This is a genomic window from Stenotrophomonas sp. YJH_SMC_120, from assembly GCF_059368675.1.
This window is the reverse complement of sequence record NZ_JCAFRY010000006.1, coordinates 37,112-52,755: the sequence shown is the minus strand read 5'-3', so window position 1 is coordinate 52,755 and position 15,644 is coordinate 37,112. Positions and strand designations below refer to the sequence as shown.

The 15,644-nt window shown below is 67.7% G+C and carries 17 protein-coding genes; 8 read left to right on the top strand and 9 right to left on the bottom strand.

Features of this window, described 5'->3' with window-relative positions; all coding sequences use genetic code 11:
• Positions 1 to 115: 115 nt before the first annotated feature.
• Positions 116 to 1,183 carry an alanine racemase gene (gene alr, locus AC5P60_RS10065; RefSeq protein WP_005412128.1) on the bottom strand — a complete coding sequence of 356 codons (1,068 nt, stop codon included), beginning with the start codon at positions 1,181 to 1,183 and terminating at the stop codon, positions 116 to 118.
• Complete coding sequence (locus AC5P60_RS10060) at positions 1,162 to 2,466, bottom strand: D-amino acid dehydrogenase (RefSeq protein WP_033833710.1); 1,305 nt, start codon at positions 2,464 to 2,466, stop codon at positions 1,162 to 1,164. The genes alr and AC5P60_RS10060 overlap by 22 nt, the downstream gene beginning before the upstream one ends.
• A 149-nt stretch (positions 2,467 to 2,615) precedes the next feature.
• Between AC5P60_RS10060 and AC5P60_RS10055 the strand changes: the two genes are divergently transcribed.
• Positions 2,616 to 3,095 (top strand): Lrp/AsnC ligand binding domain-containing protein, encoded by a 480-nt coding sequence (locus AC5P60_RS10055; RefSeq protein WP_004140558.1) that lies wholly within the window; start codon positions 2,616 to 2,618, stop codon positions 3,093 to 3,095.
• A gap of 60 nt (positions 3,096 to 3,155) precedes the next feature.
• On the opposite strand, the gene AC5P60_RS10050 is transcribed toward AC5P60_RS10055, so the two are convergent.
• Together AC5P60_RS10050 and AC5P60_RS10045 are read right to left on the bottom strand one after the other, a co-directional pair.
• Positions 3,156 to 3,332, bottom strand: a complete 177-nt coding sequence (locus AC5P60_RS10050; RefSeq protein WP_033833709.1) for a hypothetical protein — start codon at positions 3,330 to 3,332, stop codon at positions 3,156 to 3,158.
• 144 nt (positions 3,333 to 3,476) lie between these two features.
• A complete protein-coding gene (locus AC5P60_RS10045) occupies positions 3,477 to 3,854 on the bottom strand; it encodes a hypothetical protein (protein ID WP_033833708.1) in 378 nt (125 codons plus the stop codon).
• A 140-nt stretch (positions 3,855 to 3,994) separates the two neighbouring features.
• Between AC5P60_RS10045 and msrB the strand changes: the two genes are divergently transcribed.
• The 5 genes from msrB to AC5P60_RS10020 all read left to right on the top strand — a co-directional run bounded on the left by msrB (position 3,995) and on the right by AC5P60_RS10020 (position 7,256).
• Entirely contained in the window at positions 3,995 to 4,462 is a 468-nt protein-coding gene (msrB, locus tag AC5P60_RS10040) for a peptide-methionine (R)-S-oxide reductase MsrB (RefSeq protein ID WP_005412124.1), read from the top strand.
• Positions 4,463 to 4,554: 92 nt separating this feature from the next.
• Complete coding sequence (motA, locus tag AC5P60_RS10035) at positions 4,555 to 5,409, top strand: flagellar motor stator protein MotA (protein ID WP_005407915.1); 855 nt, start codon at positions 4,555 to 4,557, stop codon at positions 5,407 to 5,409.
• Between the two features lie 3 nt (positions 5,410 to 5,412).
• Positions 5,413 to 6,351 (top strand): flagellar motor protein MotB, encoded by a 939-nt coding sequence (gene motB / locus AC5P60_RS10030; RefSeq protein ID WP_012479024.1) that lies wholly within the window; start codon positions 5,413 to 5,415, stop codon positions 6,349 to 6,351.
• A 127-nt stretch (positions 6,352 to 6,478) separates the two neighbouring features.
• A complete protein-coding gene (locus AC5P60_RS10025; protein ID WP_483693450.1) occupies positions 6,479 to 6,967 on the top strand; it encodes a hypothetical protein in 489 nt (162 codons plus the stop codon).
• A 13-nt stretch (positions 6,968 to 6,980) separates the two neighbouring features.
• Complete coding sequence (locus AC5P60_RS10020) at positions 6,981 to 7,256, top strand: DUF4031 domain-containing protein (protein ID WP_483693449.1); 276 nt, start codon at positions 6,981 to 6,983, stop codon at positions 7,254 to 7,256.
• 219 nt (positions 7,257 to 7,475) lie between these two features.
• On the opposite strand, the gene AC5P60_RS10015 is transcribed toward AC5P60_RS10020, so the two are convergent.
• On the bottom strand, positions 7,476 to 8,018 hold the full coding sequence (locus AC5P60_RS10015; RefSeq protein ID WP_005407911.1) for a DUF6630 family protein: 543 nt from the start codon (positions 8,016 to 8,018) through the stop codon (positions 7,476 to 7,478).
• Positions 8,019 to 8,108: 90 nt separating this feature from the next.
• Between AC5P60_RS10015 and AC5P60_RS10010 the strand changes: the two genes are divergently transcribed.
• Positions 8,109 to 8,357, top strand: a complete 249-nt coding sequence (locus AC5P60_RS10010; protein ID WP_005415112.1) for a DUF3297 family protein — start codon at positions 8,109 to 8,111, stop codon at positions 8,355 to 8,357.
• A 99-nt stretch (positions 8,358 to 8,456) separates the two neighbouring features.
• Here the strand turns inward: AC5P60_RS10010 and AC5P60_RS10005 are convergent, their stop codons facing one another.
• The 3 genes from AC5P60_RS10005 to AC5P60_RS09995 all read right to left on the bottom strand — a co-directional run bounded on the left by AC5P60_RS10005 (position 8,457) and on the right by AC5P60_RS09995 (position 11,454).
• Positions 8,457 to 10,106, bottom strand: a complete 1,650-nt coding sequence (locus tag AC5P60_RS10005; protein WP_005407909.1) for a Na+/H+ antiporter — start codon at positions 10,104 to 10,106, stop codon at positions 8,457 to 8,459.
• A 117-nt stretch (positions 10,107 to 10,223) separates the two neighbouring features.
• Positions 10,224 to 11,012, bottom strand: a complete 789-nt coding sequence (locus tag AC5P60_RS10000; protein ID WP_483693448.1) for a dioxygenase family protein — start codon at positions 11,010 to 11,012, stop codon at positions 10,224 to 10,226.
• A 31-nt stretch (positions 11,013 to 11,043) separates the two neighbouring features.
• Positions 11,044 to 11,454 carry a DoxX family protein gene (locus AC5P60_RS09995; protein WP_005407907.1) on the bottom strand — a complete coding sequence of 137 codons (411 nt, stop codon included), beginning with the start codon at positions 11,452 to 11,454 and terminating at the stop codon, positions 11,044 to 11,046.
• A 96-nt stretch (positions 11,455 to 11,550) separates the two neighbouring features.
• Between AC5P60_RS09995 and AC5P60_RS09990 the strand changes: the two genes are divergently transcribed.
• A complete protein-coding gene (locus AC5P60_RS09990) occupies positions 11,551 to 12,432 on the top strand; it encodes a LysR family transcriptional regulator (RefSeq protein ID WP_043033928.1) in 882 nt (293 codons plus the stop codon).
• 94 nt (positions 12,433 to 12,526) lie between these two features.
• Here the strand turns inward: AC5P60_RS09990 and AC5P60_RS09985 are convergent, their stop codons facing one another.
• The gene (locus AC5P60_RS09985; protein WP_483693447.1) at positions 12,527 to 15,589 is read right to left on the bottom strand and encodes a bifunctional diguanylate cyclase/phosphodiesterase; all 3,063 of its coding nucleotides are present in this window, start codon (positions 15,587 to 15,589) and stop codon (positions 12,527 to 12,529) included.
• Positions 15,590 to 15,644 lie beyond the last annotated feature (55 nt).

Below are 15,644 nucleotides of genomic sequence, written 5' to 3'. Positions count from 1 at the left end.
TGCGCATGGCGACCGCTGCGCGCCAGGCCCCCCGGTAGGTGTCGACCTTGGTCGACACGCATTACAGGGCGCCGACCAAGGTCGGCCGCTACCGAAGCCGAGCGTGGGCTCGGCGCTACACGTACACCTTCGCCACGCGCTTGACCGCGCACGGCAGCTGGTACGCGCTCACGCCGCATCGCGGCGCCAGTTCCGCCAACGTCGGCGCACTGCCCCACAGTTCCACCACGCTGCCCACCGCGGCCTGCGGATGCGCGGTCAGGTCCACCGTCAGCATGTCCATCGACACGCGCCCGATCAGTGCGCCGGGCTGGCCATCGATCAATACCGGCGTGCCATTCGGGGCGAACTGCGGATAACCGTCGGCATAGCCGAGTGCAACCACACCCACGCGGGTGCGCGCCTTGGCCACGAAGCGCGCGCCATAACCCACCGGCTCACCCGCTTCGATCCAGCGTTCGGCAATCACCTTCGACTGCATCGTCATCACCGGGCGCAGGCGCTCGGTCAGCGTGGTGTCGTCCGGCAGCGGGTTCGCGCCATACAGCATCAGGCCCGGGCGCACCCAGTCACTGCGCACGTCCGGCCAGCCCAGCAGCGCCGGCGAGTTGCAGACGCTGGTCTCGCCGTGCAGGCCGTCGATGGCGCGCGCGAAGGTCGCCGCCTGTTCGTGGGTGCGTTCGCTGTCCAGCTCGTCGGCGCGCGCCAGGTGGGTCATCAGCACGATGCGCTCGACCTGCGGCAGCGCTGACAGGCGCGCGTGCGCCGCGCGGAAGCTGTCCACGTCCAGGCCGAGGCGATGCATGCCGCTGTCCAGCTTCAGCCACACCGTCAACGGGCGCGGGCTGTCGAAGGCGGCGACGGCCTCCAGCTGCCACGGCGAACCCACGGCGAACCAGAAATCATGCTCGGCCACCAACGCCATGTCGCTGGGTTCGAAGATGCCTTCCAGCAGCAGGATCGGCGCACGGATGCCGGCCTGGCGCAGTTCCAGCGCCTCTTCGATGGTGGCCACGCCGAAGCCATCGGCCTCGCCTTCCAGCGCCTGTGCACAGCGCACCGCGCCATGCCCATAGGCATCGGCCTTGATGATCGCCAGGGCCTTGCCACCGCCCAGTTCACGGGCGAGCCGGTAATTGCTGCGCAGGGCGCCCAGATCGATCAGCGCGCGGGCAGGACGCATGTGCGGTTCTCTTGTTGCGGCGCGTGACCGTACTGGCCATAGCGGAAAATATCCAGGCCTTCGGTGCTGATCTGCGGCTGGCGCGCGCTCATCAGGTCTGCCAGGTAGCGGCCCGAGCCGCAGGCCATGGTCCAGCCCAGAGTGCCGTGGCCGGTGTTGAGGTACAGGTTGCGGAACGGCGTGGCGCCGATCACCGGCGTACCGTCCGGCGTGGCCGGGCGCAGGCCGGTCCAGAACTGCGCGCGCGACAGGTCGCCGCCCTTCGGGTAGAGGTCGCTGACCACCAGCTCCAGGGTCTCGCGGCGTCGCTGCGACAGCGACAGGTCGAAGCCGGCCACTTCGGCCATGCCACCGACGCGGATGCGGTCGTCGAAGCGGGTGACCGCCACCTTGTAGCTCTCGTCGAGGATGGTCGAGGTCGGCGCCATCGCCGGGTCGGTGATCGGCAGGGTCAGCGAATAGCCCTTCAGCGGGTACACCGGCAGGCGCATGCCCAGCGGTGCGACCAGCGCCGGCGAATAGCTGCCGAGCGCGACCACGAAGCGGTCGGCGGTTTCCAGCTTGCCGTCGATGCGCACGCCGGTGATGCGGTCGCCATCGAACTCCAGGCCGGTGATGTCCTGGTCGAAGCGGAACTCGACACCGGCCTCCACGCACATCTGCGCCAGGCGACGGGTGAACAGCTGGCAGTCGCCGGTCTGGTCGCGCGGCAGGCGCAGCGCACCGACCAGGCCATCGACATGCGCCAAGGCCGGTTCCGCCTGGATGATGCCGGCGCGGTCCAACACCTCGTACGGCACGCCGTACTGGGCCAGGATCTCGATGTCCTGCGCCGAGGCATCCAGCTGCTGCTGGGTGCGGAACAGCTGGGTGGTGCCCAGGTCGCGGCCTTCGAATTCGATGCCGATCTGCGCGCGCAGCTCGTTCAGGCAGTCGCGGCTGTACTCGGACATGCGCACCATGCGCGCCTTGTTGATCGCATAACGCTCGTGGGTGCAGTTGCGCAGCATCTGCCACAGCCAGCGGTACTGGGCCAGGTCCATGCCCGGTTTGATCGCCAGCGGCGCGTGCTTCTCGAACAGCCAGCCGATGGCCTTCTTCGGCACGCCCGGGGCCGCCCACGGCGAGGTGTAGCCGAACGACAGCTGGCCGGCATTGGCGAAGCTGGTTTCCAGCGCCGGGCCGGGTTGGCGGTCGATGACCGTGACTTCAAACCCGGCCTGTCGCAGGTACCAGGCACTGGTGGTACCAATCACGCCGCTGCCGAGAACTAGGACTCGCATGGGACTTCTCCAACCCGATCATTCCCTGCACTGGAGCGCACAGGGACCATAATTGGGGAAGTATAGACAGCCATTCCCAGTTGATTTGCCTGTTTTGAAATCAACCGGCAGGATGTTCTCCTGCAATTCATTCCCCAAGGTTGACGACCATGGCCACCCGTACCCGCGAACTGGACAAGATCGACCGCAAGATCCTGCGCATCCTGCAGGCCGAGGGCCGTATTTCCTTCACCGAACTGGGCGAGCGGGTCGGCCTGTCGACCACGCCGTGCACGGAGCGCGTGCGCCGGTTGGAGCGCGAAGCGGTGATCACCGGCTACCACGCCCACCTCGACCCGGCCGCAGTGAAGGCCAGCCTGCTGGTGTTCGTGGAAATCAGCCTGGCCTACAAGTCCGGCGACATTTTCGAGGAGTTCCGGCGCGCGGCGCTGAAGCTGCCCAACGTGCTGGAGTGCCATCTGGTGTCGGGCGACTTCGATTACCTGCTGAAAGCGCGGATCAGCGAAATGGCCTCCTATCGCAAGCTGCTCGGCAGCACGTTGCTGACACTGCCGCACGTGCGCGAGTCGAAAAGCTACATCGTGATGGAAGAAGTGAAGGAAACGCTGAGCTTGCCGATTCCGGATTGAGGCGGTTGCGATCGGGGTCAGAGCCCGCGTTGCGGGCTCTGACCCCGGTCATGGCAACAGTCAACGCTGCTGTGGATGTTTCTGCGAGCGCTGTTCCTGCTGCTTGCCGCCCTTGTGCGGCTGCTGCGGGTCCATCTGCTGTTGCTGTTGCTGCTGCGGGTTGCGGCCCTGCGGTTCCTTGCCGGGATGACGGTTCTGCTGGTTTTTCATGATCGCGATCCAGTGGACAAAGGACATGCGGCGGCGAAATGCCGGCGCACGGTCACGTTGGTCCCGGAACGGTTAATCGCAGGCGAAAAAGCAGTGATTGGCAGACCGTTGTTTTCGTGCGTTCAGCCCGCACAGCCTGCAGCCGCTGCCCACCTGGATTGGCGTTGGAGGTCAGCGCTTGATCTGCTGGCCATCGCCGGCCGGCACGCTGTCGTAATAGCGGCCGGTGCGCGAGTCGAACACGCGGTTCGGGCCGGCCGGGCGCACCCCGGGAACGATGCGGCCATTGCGGTCATAGACCTTGTCGGCAGACTTCGGGACCGGCGCCGGCGCGACCTGGGCCGGACCGGTGGACTTGATCGGCTGCGTCGGCTGTGGCGAGGGCAGTACCTGCGGCTGCGGGCGCGCGGCCTGTGGTGGCGGCACCACCGGCTGCGGTGCCACGGTGGTGGCACTGCGGGTGGCGGTCGGGCTCGACGACGTCGGTACCTGGGCCTGCGCGACCAGCGGCAGCAGGGCCATCAACAACAGGGGAAGGATCGGTTTCATGGCACGCTCCGACGTGGATCGTCTTCACCATGCGCCAACGCCTGTGTGCCGCCCATGAACGGCCATCACACTTGCAAGCGGGCGCCAGCACCCCCACGTTTTCCGGCATCCCCAGGCCATCGACCCCACGGAGCGCCGCCATGACCGCCTTCGATCTGACGCCCCCCACTGCAACCCAGACCGAGGCGCTGGTTGCCGGCCTCAGCAGCGAGGAGCGCCGCGTGCTGCTGCAGCACGGCACCGAAGCGCCGTTCTGCGGGGTATTCCTCGACAACAAACGCGAGGGTGTCTACTGCTGCCGGCTGTGCGCGTTGCCGTTGTTCCGCTCCAGCACCAAGTTCGATTCCGGCACCGGCTGGCCCAGCTTCTTCGCTCCGTTCGACCCAGCGCACGTACGCGAGATCCGCGATACCAGCCATGGCATGGTGCGCACCGAGATCACCTGCGCGCGCTGCGGCAGCCATCTGGGCCACGTATTCCCGGATGGTCCGCCGCCCACCTACGAGCGCCACTGCCTGAACTCCGTCTCACTTTCGTTCACCGGCAATGGCGAGCCCTGGCCCGACCCGTTGCAGCGTGGCGGCGCAGAAAGCGGTGTGGCGGGCTGAAACACCCCCCTTGACCGATTTCACAGAATTCCCTCTTCAGAAAACCGGGCGACGGGCCGACAAGGAGATATCCCCTCTCCTTGCGTCGCCCCATGCTCATCATCGTTGGATTCCTGGTCGTCATCATCAGCGTGATCGGGGGCTATCTCGGTGCCCACGGCCGCCTGGGTGCCCTCTGGCAGCCCTACGAGCTGGTCATCATCGGCGGCGCGGCGCTCGGCGCCTTCCTGGTCGGTACCCCGGCCAAGACCGTCAAGCAGACCCTGCAGGCCATGGTGGGCGTGTTCAAGGGCCCGCGCTACAAGCAGCAGGACTACATCGATGTGCTCAGCCTGCTCTATGAACTGCTCAACAAGGCCCGCCGCGAAGGCTTCATGGCGCTGGAAGACCATGTGGAGCGGCCGGCCGAGAGCGCGCTGTTCGGCAACTACCCCAAGGTGCAGGCCGACCACCACCTGATCGACTTCATCACCGACTGCCTGCGCCTGATGATCGGCAGCAACATCGAGCCGCACGAGCTGGAACCGCTGCTGGAACTGGAACTGGAAAAGCATCACGCCGAAGCCATGGCGCCGTCGCAGGTGTTGACCAAGGTCGCCGACGGATTGCCCGGTTTCGGCATCGTGGCGGCGGTGCTGGGCATCGTCATCACCATGGGCTCGATCGGCGGGGACATCGTCGAAGTGGGCGGCCATGTGGCCGGTGCGCTGGTCGGTACCTTCCTCGGCATCCTGCTGGGCTACGGCTTCGTCGGCCCGATGGCGGCGGCGATGGAAGCGCGCGCCGAACAGGACAGCCGCATCTACGAATCGGTCAAGACCGCCCTGCTGGCCTGCCTGCGCGGCTACAACCCGAAGATCGCGCTGGAGTTTGCCCGCAAGACGCTGCCGTCGAACGTGCGCCCGGCCTTCTCCGATTTCGAGCAGCACCTGAAGACGGTCAAGTAAGCCATGGCCGAGAACAAGCCCACCGTCATCGTCCGCCGGGTCAAGAAGGCCGGCCACGCCGCCCACCACGGCGGCTCGTGGAAGGTGGCCTACGCCGACTTCGTGACCGCGATGATGGCGTTCTTCCTGGTGCTGTGGCTGATGGCCACCACCAACAAGAACGACCGTGCGGCCATTTCCGAGTACTTCCGCAACCCCAGCCCGCTGAGTGGGCAGAACGCCACGCCTGCACCCGGCATGGCCGGACCGGGCGGCGCCAGTACTTCGATGATCAAGCTGGGCGGTGCCACCGACATCTCGCGCGGCAACAGCAACGATCCCTTCCAGAACCAGAAGGAGGCCGTGCCGCAGCCGGTGGACCAGCAGCAGCGCGACAAGCAGCAGCTGGAAGCGCTGATGAAGGAGCTGCAGGAGGCGATCAGCAGGAGCCAGGCGCTGGAGCCGTTCAAGGACCAGCTGCTGCTGGACCTGACCCCGGAAGGCCTGCGCATCCAGATCGTGGACAAGCAGAACCGGCCCATGTTCGACCTTGGCAGCGCCACGCTGAAGCCGTACACGCAGCAGATCCTGCACGAACTGGCCGAGTACCTGAACCATGTGCCGAACCGGATCAGCCTGACCGGCCACACCGACATCACCGCCTATTCGGCCGCACGCGGCTATGGCAACTGGGAACTGAGCGCCGATCGTGCCAACGCCGCACGGCGCGCACTGGTGGACGGCGGCCTGGAGGACAGCAAGATCACCCGCGTGGTCGGCCTGTCCTCGTCGGTGCTGTTCGACAAGACCGACCCGCAGAACCCGATCAACCGCCGCATCAGCATCGTGGTGATGACCAAGGCCGCCGAGGAGGCCGCCCTGGCCGGTGCCGGCCCGCAGGTGGGGCTGTCGGCGCCCACCGCCGACCCGGACGTGCAGGCCGCGCAGGGTGAGGCAAAGTAGACGGTGGGTGCGGACCCTGGTCCGCACATCCGGGAAAGCGTGCGGACCAAGGTCCGCACCCACCAGGGGCATCACCCGGCGCACCCGCTACAATGGCGGTCTTTCCGTTTCCAGGTGATCCCACTCCATGTCCCAGAACTCCAAGGCCAAGCGCGACAAGCGCAAGAAGCAGCAGGCCAAGCGCCCGTTCCTGCGCCTGAACGCACAGCAGCAGGTGCAGAACCATGCCGTGCTGACCAACGAAGACGGCCAGGTGGTCGCGGCCATCGGCCTGCAGGGCCGTGAGTGGCTGCTGGCCATCGGCGGCCAGACCATGGGCAACGCCGAGAACCCGGTGCCGATGCTGGCCATGCTCAAGCACCTGGCCAACGTGCAGGAGAAGGAAGGCCGCAAGGTCAACCTGGAATACTCCGAACTGCTGCAGAAGCTGCTGGACACCCTGGCGGCCGAATCCGAGCAGACCGCCGACGAGTACCTGGACAAGCTGGTCGCCGAGTTCGAAGGCGTCGACGCTGCTGAAGGCGAGGACGGCGAAGCCGCCGAGGGCAACGTGGCCGAAGAAGCCGCTGCCGAGGCCGCTCCGGCCGCTGACAGCGACAGCAAGCCGCAGGCCTGAACCGGCCGCGGCGGTGACGGTCCACGTCGATGACGCGGTGCATCCCTGGCGCGGACAGCGCTGGGCGCACCTGATGGCCGACACCCTGGCCGAGCTGCACGCGATGGCGGCGCAGCTCGGCATTCCCCCGCGGGCCTTCCAGAACAAGGCCAGCGGTGCCCACTACGATGTCACTTCCGAGCTGCGCGCACAGGCGATCGCGCTCGGTGCGCGGGCGATCTCACGGCACACCGACCGTGACCTGGTCAAAGCGGTGATTGCCAACGCCAGGGCGCAGTACCGGCCGTAGGCCACGTCGCGGGTTCGCCGGCCACCAACCGGCACCGACCGGGTAGAGTCGACTGTCAGTCGACTGCTCTCCCATCCGGCCGCGAGAACCCCGCGCTGCGCGCGATAGTCGACCAACAGTCGACTCTACCCCGTCGGGTCGTCTCCAGCGGATCAACCCATCAGGGCGCGCCCAGCAGAACGTCCCCGCCGGGTGGTGCCGGGCGGATCGGCCCATCGCTCAGAACGGGTCGCTGCCCAGGCGGATTTCCACGTTCAGCAGCGAGCACAGCGCCAGCATTGCGTCGTCGTCGCGGGTCAGCGCCATCACGCCGGTGAAGCCGTCGCTGCCGGCATCCACGCTCCACAGCGTGTAGTTGTGCTCGCGCAGGCGGTCGAAGGCGGTGGACATCAGCTGCACGCCGTCCAGGTCTTCGGCGAAGTCCTCGTCATCCAGGTCGCCGCCCCAGTCCAGCTGCAGGTTGAAGCGCGCCGACAGCTCGTTCACCGCCGACTGCAGCGATTCCAGGTCGTCGCGTTCCACCTCGAAACCCGACTGCCAGGCGATAGCCGTGAACAGGGCCGGCAGCCAGTCGCTGTCCGCTTCCAGCGGCTGCCCGTCCTCGGCCAGGTGCTCGCGCCAGCGGTTGAACTGCTGCAGGGCCAGTTCCTCGTCGCCCGGGTTGATCAGCACCAGCAGGTTCCAGACCCGTGCCTCGAAGCCATCTTCGTCGAAGTCGTGGATGTCTTCCTCGAAGTCGAAATAGTCGCTGTTGTCGGGCATGGCGGAACTTCCTCTGGGGCAGGCCGGCATTCTACGGTTTATCCTGTGCCGCTGAAGCCGGCCTTGGTGGCCGTCACTGTGAATGAAGCGATGAGCGATACCCCTCCCGACCACCTGGCGATCAACCCGGCCAGCCCCTTCCATGATGCGCAGGCGCTGGAGCGCGGCGTCGGCGTGCGTTTCAACGACGTCGAGCGTGACAACGTCGAGGAATACTCGGTCAGCGAAGGCTGGATCCGCGTGCAGGCCGGCAAGGCCCGCGACCGCCGCGGCAACCCGATGACCATCAAGGTCAAGGGCAAGGTCGAGGTGTATTTCCTGGACCAGAAGCCGGAATAAGCACGGCTCCCGGATCCTGGGGTCAGATCCCTTTCCTGCGGAAAGGGATCTGACCCCGATCAACGCGGACCAAGGTCCGCACCCACCCGGAGTACACGGTCATTCGCGCTTGCGCGATTCCAGCAGGTCCAGGTTGCGGATCAGGCGCCGCGAGATCTCATCGGAGATCACCCCGCGCCGGGTCAACCGGAACAGCTCCTCGCGCTCGGCATTGAGGCCGGCGCTGCGCAGCTGGCGGTAGCCCATTTCCATGCGCCGTACCTTCTCCGGGTCCACGTCGGGCCCATCACTGTCGCGCTCCAGGTGGCGCTGGTAGAGCAGGCTCACCCGCGAGGCGGCGTCGTTGTACAGCTGCACGTTCTCGGTGTTCTGGTTCATCACCAGCTGCTGGCGCATGCGCTCGACCCCGGCCAGCGCGGCCTTCGACGACAGCCGGCGTGCCAGGTCCTCTTCCTTGCGCTCGCCCGAGTCAGCCGGCAGCTGCAGGCCCTTCAGCAGCTGTGGCAGCGCGATGCTGGCGCCCAGCAGCGAGAACAGGATCACCGATGCGGCCAGGAAGATCACCAGATCACGCGCCGGGAACGCACTGCCGTCGGGCAGGAACAGCGGCAGGGTCAACACACCGGCCAGGGTGATCGCACCGCGCACGCCGGCCACCGAGGTCGCCACCACGATGCGCCAGTTCGGTGCCTCGCCCCGCTCCAGGCCGCGACGGCGCGCGCGCAGCAGGTTCCAGCGCAGCGACAACCACACCCACAACAGGCGCAGCACGACCAGTGCCAGATTGATCACCACCACATACACCAGCAGCCACCACGCACTCTGGTGGCCGGTCTCGTTCATGGTGGTGGTGGCGCGTTCGACGATGCCCGGCAGCTGCTCGCCCAGCAGCACGAACATGATGCCGTTGAAGCTGAACTGCAGCATGTTCCAGACCCCGGCGCGCTGCACGCGCATGCTGCCGGAGACGCGACCGGTCAGCTCGACATAGCTCATCGCGATACCGGCGGCGACCGCGGCGAGAATGCCCGAGGCATGGATCTCTTCGGCCAGCAGGTAGGCCGCGAACGGAATGAGCAGGTTGACCAGCATCGCCGCGCCGGGCTCTTCGCCGAAGCGGCGCCACAGCCAGCGCTGGAAGGTGGACACACCCAGCGTCACCGCCACGCCCACCGCCAATCCCGCCACCGCCACCCACACGAAGGTCAGCGAGGCCGTGGCCAGCGAGAAGGTGCCGGTCATCACCGCCGCCACCGCGAAGCGGAAGCAGACCAGGCCCGAGGCATCGTTCAGCAGCGACTCGCCTTCCAGGATGTGCATCAGGCGCTTGGGAATCGGCGCCTTCGAAGCAATCGCGCCCACCGCCACCGGGTCGGTCGGCGAGACGATGGCCGCCAGCGCGAAGCACACCGCCAGCGGCATCACTGGAATCAACCAGTGGATCAGGAAGCCGGCGCCGATGACGGTGAACACCACCAGGCCGAACGCCAGTTCGAGGATCGCGCCCTTGTCGCGGAACAGGCCCTGCTTGGGGATGCGCCAACCATCGAGGAACAGCAATGGCGGCAGGAACAGCAGGAAGAACACTTCCGGCTCCAGCGCGTGGCCACGGTTGAACACCCCGGCGATGACCGCACCCAGGCCGATCTGCACCAGCGGCAGCGGCAACGAGAACGGCAGGACGCGAACCAGGTAGCCGCTGGCGACAACGGCCACCAGCATCGCCAGGACGACTTCAATGGTATGCATGCTTCTTCCAGGAAGCGGCGCGTGGGGAGGCTTGGAGGCCAGCGCCGGAAACCCGGAAAAAACTACCACATGCGGCCATGGCAGCGACGGCCGGGGCCGCCGCGCGTCAGCCCCGGCTCATGCCCCGTCGAAGCGGTACAGATCCATGGCAAGGAAGCCGGCATCGATGCCGGCATCGATGCGGCGTGCGCCGAAACCGCCCTCGCCGGCCGCGCCCATTGCAAAGAACAGCGGCAGCAGGTGCTCGTCGGTCGGGTGCGCGCGTTCGGCGAACGGCGCCTGCCGGCGGTAATCCAGCAGGGCCTGGCGGTCATCAGCGGCCAGGCGCTGCTCCACCCATTCGATGAAGGGCCGCACGTACGGCGCTTCCTTGCCGTCCTGGTAGTCGCCCCAGTCGTGCAGGTTGTGGGTGATGCTGCCGGAGCCGACCAGCAGCACGCCCTGTTCGCGCAGCGGCGCCAGCGCACGGCCCAGCGCGAACTGATGCTCGGGGCCGAGCAGCGGCTGGATCGACACCGGCACCACCGGGATGTCCGCCTGAGGGCGCAACAGCCGCAGCGGTACCCACGCGCCGTGGTCGAGGCCACGCTGCGGGTCGATGGCCACTGGCAGGTCTGCGGCGGCGATGCGGCCGGCCACTTCTTCGGCCAGTGCCGGATCACCCGGTGCCGGGTACTGCAGTTCGAACAGCGCGCGCGGGAAGCCACCGAAGTCGTGGATGGTCGGCGGCTGTGGATGCGCGCCAACCAGCGGCTGCCGGCCCAGCCAGTGCGCCGAAGCCATCACGATGGCGCGCGGCGTCGGCAGATCGCGCGCCAGCTCGGCCAGGCGCACACCAACCTGGCCCGGCTGCAGGGCAGTCATCGGCGAACCATGGGAGATGTACAGCGAAGGCAGGCGGGACATGGAATTCTCCAGTTGCAGGATCAGGCGGCGATCAGCGCGAACGCAGGGTCCACTTGCCATCGCCGAGCAGGAACAGCACCACCAGCGCCAATGCCCAGAACGCCGGGTACTCCCAGCCGCCGCCGGCATTGGCGAAACCGAAACCGTTGGCGCCGTGCACGGTAACGATGGTGCCCAGCAGCAGCGGCACGCCGACCAGGCCCACCCAGCGTGCGTAGATGCCCAGCAGCAGCGCGACGGTGATCACCAGTTCGACGCCGATGGTGAGGTAGCCGAGCACACCGGGCAGGCCCAGAGACTCGAAGAACGCCGCCGTACCGGCCGGGGTGAACACCAGCAGCTTGGTCAGTGCGTGGACCAGGAACAGCACGCCCAGAGCCAGGCGCAGCAGGGTGGCGCCATACGGCGCCAGCGGCGAAACAGGAGCGGTCGTGGTGTGCATGGCAAAGCACCTTGAAGGAAGTGGGCACAGGTTATTGCGCCTTCACTGGCCGATAAATACGATCGTTTGACCGTATTTATTTCACAAGGCGCAACAATGGACACCCTCGAGGCGATGCGCGTGTTCGTGGCGGTGGTCGAGCGCAACGGCTTCAGTGCCGCCGCCCAGGCCCTGGACATGTCCACCGCCGGCGTCACGCGCCAGGTCGCGGCGCTGGAAAAGCGCCTGTCCACCCGCCTGCTCCACCGCACCACGCGCCGGGTCAGCCCGACCAGTGCCGGCGCCGCCTACTACGCCCAGTGCGTGCGCCTGCTGGCCGAATTCGACGCGCTGGAGGCCAGTATCGGCGCGCAGGCGCTGGAGCCTTCGGGCACGCTGCGCATCAACGCACCGGTGAGCTGGGGCATTGCCCGCCTCGGCCCGCTGCTGGCCAGTTATCGCCAGCGCTTCCCGCAGGTGGAGCTGGACCTGGCGCTGTCCGACCGGCTGGTGGACATGGTCGAGGAAGGCTACGACGTGGCCATCCGCATCACCCGCGAGCCCGGTCCCACGCTGATCGCGCGCCGCCTGGGCGAATCGAGGGTGAGCCTGTGTGCCGCGCCGGCCTACCTGGCCGCACACGGCACCCCGCAGACCCCGCAGGAGCTGCAGGCACACGCATGCCTGAGCTACAGCTACTGGGCCGCAGGCAACAACTGGCCGCTGCAGGGGCCCGGCGGTGAAGTGAAGGTGTCGGTAAGCAGCCTGCTGCACGCCAACAACGGCGACGTGCTGCGCGAAGCGGCGATCGCCGGCATGGGCGTGATCCTGCAACCGGACTTCCTGCTGGAAGACGCACTGGCCGATGGCCGTCTGGTGCGCGTCCTGCCCGAGTGGGAGGCCGCGCCGATCGGCATCTTCGCGGTCTACACCAGCCGCAGCCACCTGGCACCGAAGGTGCGCAGCTTCATCGACCACCTGGTGGAAACCGGGGTGTAGCCGAGCCTGGCGTTTGCGGTAGTGCCGGCCGCTGGCCGGCAATCAGACACCTCCCGGTCCTGGGCGAATGCCGGCCAGCGGCCGGCACTACCACTTAGGCGGCGACCTCATCCAGCGCGTCGATGATCCGTTCCAGCGGTGCCGGCCGTCCCAGCAGGTAGCCCTGCACCTGGTCACAGCCGTGCGCAGCCAGCCAGTCCAGCTGTCCCGGCGTCTCCACGCCTTCGGCGATGATGGTCAGGCCCATGCTGTGGCCCAGCGACAGCAGTGCGCGGCAGATCGAGGCGTTGCGTGGATTGGTTTCCACGTCCGCCACGAAGCTGCGGTCGATCTTCAGTATGTCCAGCGGCAGGTGCTGCAGGTAGGACATGCTGGAATAGCCGGTGCCGAAGTCATCCAGCGACACGCTGATGCCCTGCTCGTGCAGGCGCTGCATGGTCTGCATCGCCTGCCCCGGCTTGCGCATCAGGCTGCTCTCGGTCAGCTCCACGTGCAGGGCACCGCGGGCCAGGCCGAAGTCCTGCTGGGCACGGGTGAATTCGGCCACCAGGTCGCTGTTGAAGAACTGCACCGCCGATACATTGACCGCGATCGGCAGCTCGCCCCAACCGGCCTCGACCAGCCGGCGCTGCGCTTTCGCCGCCGCGCGGATCACCCAGCGGCCCAGCGCGAGGATCAGCCCGGTCTCCTCGCACAGCTGGATGAACTCGTTGGGCGGGATGAAGCTGCCGTCGGCCTGCGGCCAGCGCAGCAGCGCCTCCAAGGCGGCCGGGGTGCCATCGCTGGCATGCCGGATCGGCTGGAAATAGAGCTGGAATTCGTTGTCGATGGCGGCATGGATGCGCCCGGCCAGGCGCAGCCGGTCGGCCAGCCGTGTGGTCACCGCCGCATCGAACCAGACCACCACGTTGCCCTCGGCACGCGCCGCGTGCGCCGCCTGCGCGGCCATGCCGATCACCTGTTCGGCGCTATGGCCGTCACCGGCCACATGCACCGCAACGCCGATGCGCGGCTCGAACTGGTGCAGTGAATCCTTGCCGCGCATCGGCGCCGACACGATCTGCAGCAGGTCGTCCAGCACGCGCTGGGTATCGTGCTCGGCACCGATGGCGAACACGAAGTCCTCCGCCGGCTGGAACGCCAGCGTGCCGCAGCGTGCGCCCAACCCGCCCAGGCGGGTCGCCATCGACTGCAGCACGGCATCACCGATCTCACGGCCCAGCGTATCGGCCACCAGCTGCAGTCCGCGCAGTTGCACGAAGGCGATGGTATAGCCCTCGCCCTGCTCATCCAGCTGGTCGGTCAATGCACGCACGTTGAGCAGGCCGGTGGCCGGGTTGTGCCGTGCCTGGTAGGCCAGGTCGCGCTCGTAGGCCAGCCGTTCGCTCACATCCTCGGCCAGCACCAGGCACGCGGGCTGTCCGTCGAAATCGAGTTTGGACAGGTGTGCGCGCACCTCGAACACACTGCCGTCCTTGCGCCGGTGCAGGCGCACGGTTGCGTCGGGGGGATCGCCCACCTGCGCGCGCTGGATGGCACCACGCACCTCGTCCCAGCCTTCGCGCGGGCGGATGTCGAGGATGCTCATCGCCAGGAACTCCTCGCGGCTGTAGCCGTACTGGCGCACCGCCGCGTCATTGACCTCGATGAAGCGCAGCGTGTCCGGGTCGAACACCCAGAATGGCGCCGGGTTGCGGTCGAACAGCAGGCGGAAGCGGCGTTCCACTTCGCTCATCTGCTCGCGCGCCTGGTAGCGTTCGCTCAGGTCGGTCAACGCGCCGATCATGCGTCGTTCGCTGTCGGCCACCTCCACCCGCTGTCCGCGCGCGCCCACCCAGCGCACTTCACCACCGGGCAGCACCAGGCGGAACACCTGGTCGAGCACTGCGCCGCCGGCAAAGGCCTGGTCGAAAGCCTGCTGCAGGCGCGCGGCATCATCGCGATGCACGCGAGCGAAGAAGTCGGCTACCGGCAGCGCATCGGTCTGCACGCCGAAGATCTCGCGCGCCAGGGGGGACCAGCGCAGCAGCGCGGCGTCCTCATCCACGTACCACGTGCAGACACGCCCGACCTGATGGGCCAGACGCAGCTCGGCATGGCCCGCCTTCAGTTCCTCGGCCATCGCCTGCTGGCTGCGGGTACTGCGGCGCACCGCATACAGCAGCACCAGCAGCACCACGATGTAGGCCAGCACGATCGCCACCGATGCCTGCAGGTACGGCCACCAGGGTGCCAGCACGTCCTCATCGGCCAGGCCGATCTGCACCGCCAGCGGGCTGCGGTCGAGCGTACTGATGGTCGTGATGCGCGGCACACCATCGACCACGCCGGGCAGGCTGCCGAGCTCGACCACCGCCTGCTTGCCGAGCAGGTCACGCCGCGGCAGGTCGTAGCGGCGACCGACCGTGCCATGCGGATCGGGCACGCGCGCCAGCATGTAACCCTCGGCGTCGGTGATCGAGACCAGCCCGTTGGGACCAACATCCAGGCCGCCGGCGATGCGCTGCAGTTCACCACAGCGCAGCCGCGCCAACAGCCAGCGTTCACCGGCCATCGGCAGTGCCAGCGGCACCACCCAGTCGCCATCGCTGGCCCGCTGCGGCGGGCCGATGTACAGGGCACTGCCCTGCCCCCGGCGCAGCGGGTCGGTCCACAGCGGCAGCTGCAGGTCGCCGCGCCCGGCGGTCAGCGCGCGCCCGTGGCGGTCCAGCACCACGATGCTGTGCAGTTCAGCGTGGCGGCGCAGCACGCCACCGATGGCCGCCTCCAGCAGTGCCGGAGCCTGTGACGGCACGCTGCGGAACAACTCACCGGCATCGCCGGCGATGCCGGTCATCGCCCGCTCCAGATTGCGCAGTTCCAGCGCCAGCAGGCGCTCGCTCCCCACCGCCAGCGCCCGGCTCTGCCGCTGCGCCGCCTCCAGGCGGCGGTGATGGTCGTTGGCCAGCATGGTGGCCAATCCGGCCACCAGCAACAGGCCCAGCAGCACGCCGCCCCAGGTGATGGCGCGCAACGGACGGGCCAACGCCCGCTTCAACGCGGGCATCGGTCGATCTTCCTTGTGCAGTCGGCTGGCTTCATGCGCGAACGAATCCTCCACATCCCCGACCTCAACGGCCGGCGGACGCCATTCTTGACGCCTGACCCCGTCCTGCATGGCCACCTCCCCGTGTCCGCGCAGGGCTCCAGGGCCCAGCATGCACCACCCCGGT

Bases quoted from the DNA above. Each gene is read 5' to 3' on its own strand.
- alr (WP_005412128.1), bottom strand. From the start codon at position 1,183: ATGCGTCCTGCCCGCGCGCTGATCGATCTGGGCGCCCTGCGCAGCAAT.
- AC5P60_RS10060 (WP_033833710.1), bottom strand. From the start codon at position 2,466: ATGCGAGTCCTAGTTCTCGGCAGCGGCGTGATTGGTACCACCAGTGCC.
- AC5P60_RS10055 (WP_004140558.1), top strand. From the start codon at position 2,616: ATGGCCACCCGTACCCGCGAACTGGACAAGATCGACCGCAAGATCCTG.
- AC5P60_RS10050 (WP_033833709.1), bottom strand. From the start codon at position 3,332: ATGTCCTTTGTCCACTGGATCGCGATCATGAAAAACCAGCAGAACCGT.
- AC5P60_RS10045 (WP_033833708.1), bottom strand. From the start codon at position 3,854: ATGAAACCGATCCTTCCCCTGTTGTTGATGGCCCTGCTGCCGCTGGTC.
- msrB (WP_005412124.1), top strand. From the start codon at position 3,995: ATGACCGCCTTCGATCTGACGCCCCCCACTGCAACCCAGACCGAGGCG.
- motA (WP_005407915.1), top strand. From the start codon at position 4,555: ATGCTCATCATCGTTGGATTCCTGGTCGTCATCATCAGCGTGATCGGG.
- motB (WP_012479024.1), top strand. From the start codon at position 5,413: ATGGCCGAGAACAAGCCCACCGTCATCGTCCGCCGGGTCAAGAAGGCC.
- AC5P60_RS10025 (WP_483693450.1), top strand. From the start codon at position 6,479: ATGTCCCAGAACTCCAAGGCCAAGCGCGACAAGCGCAAGAAGCAGCAG.
- AC5P60_RS10015 (WP_005407911.1), bottom strand. From the start codon at position 8,018: ATGCCCGACAACAGCGACTATTTCGACTTCGAGGAAGACATCCACGAC.
- AC5P60_RS10010 (WP_005415112.1), top strand. From the start codon at position 8,109: ATGAGCGATACCCCTCCCGACCACCTGGCGATCAACCCGGCCAGCCCC.
- AC5P60_RS10005 (WP_005407909.1), bottom strand. From the start codon at position 10,106: ATGCATACCATTGAAGTCGTCCTGGCGATGCTGGTGGCCGTTGTCGCC.
- AC5P60_RS10000 (WP_483693448.1), bottom strand. From the start codon at position 11,012: ATGTCCCGCCTGCCTTCGCTGTACATCTCCCATGGTTCGCCGATGACT.
- AC5P60_RS09995 (WP_005407907.1), bottom strand. From the start codon at position 11,454: ATGCACACCACGACCGCTCCTGTTTCGCCGCTGGCGCCGTATGGCGCC.
- AC5P60_RS09990 (WP_043033928.1), top strand. From the start codon at position 11,551: ATGGACACCCTCGAGGCGATGCGCGTGTTCGTGGCGGTGGTCGAGCGC.
- AC5P60_RS09985 (WP_483693447.1), bottom strand. From the start codon at position 15,589: ATGCAGGACGGGGTCAGGCGTCAAGAATGGCGTCCGCCGGCCGTTGAG.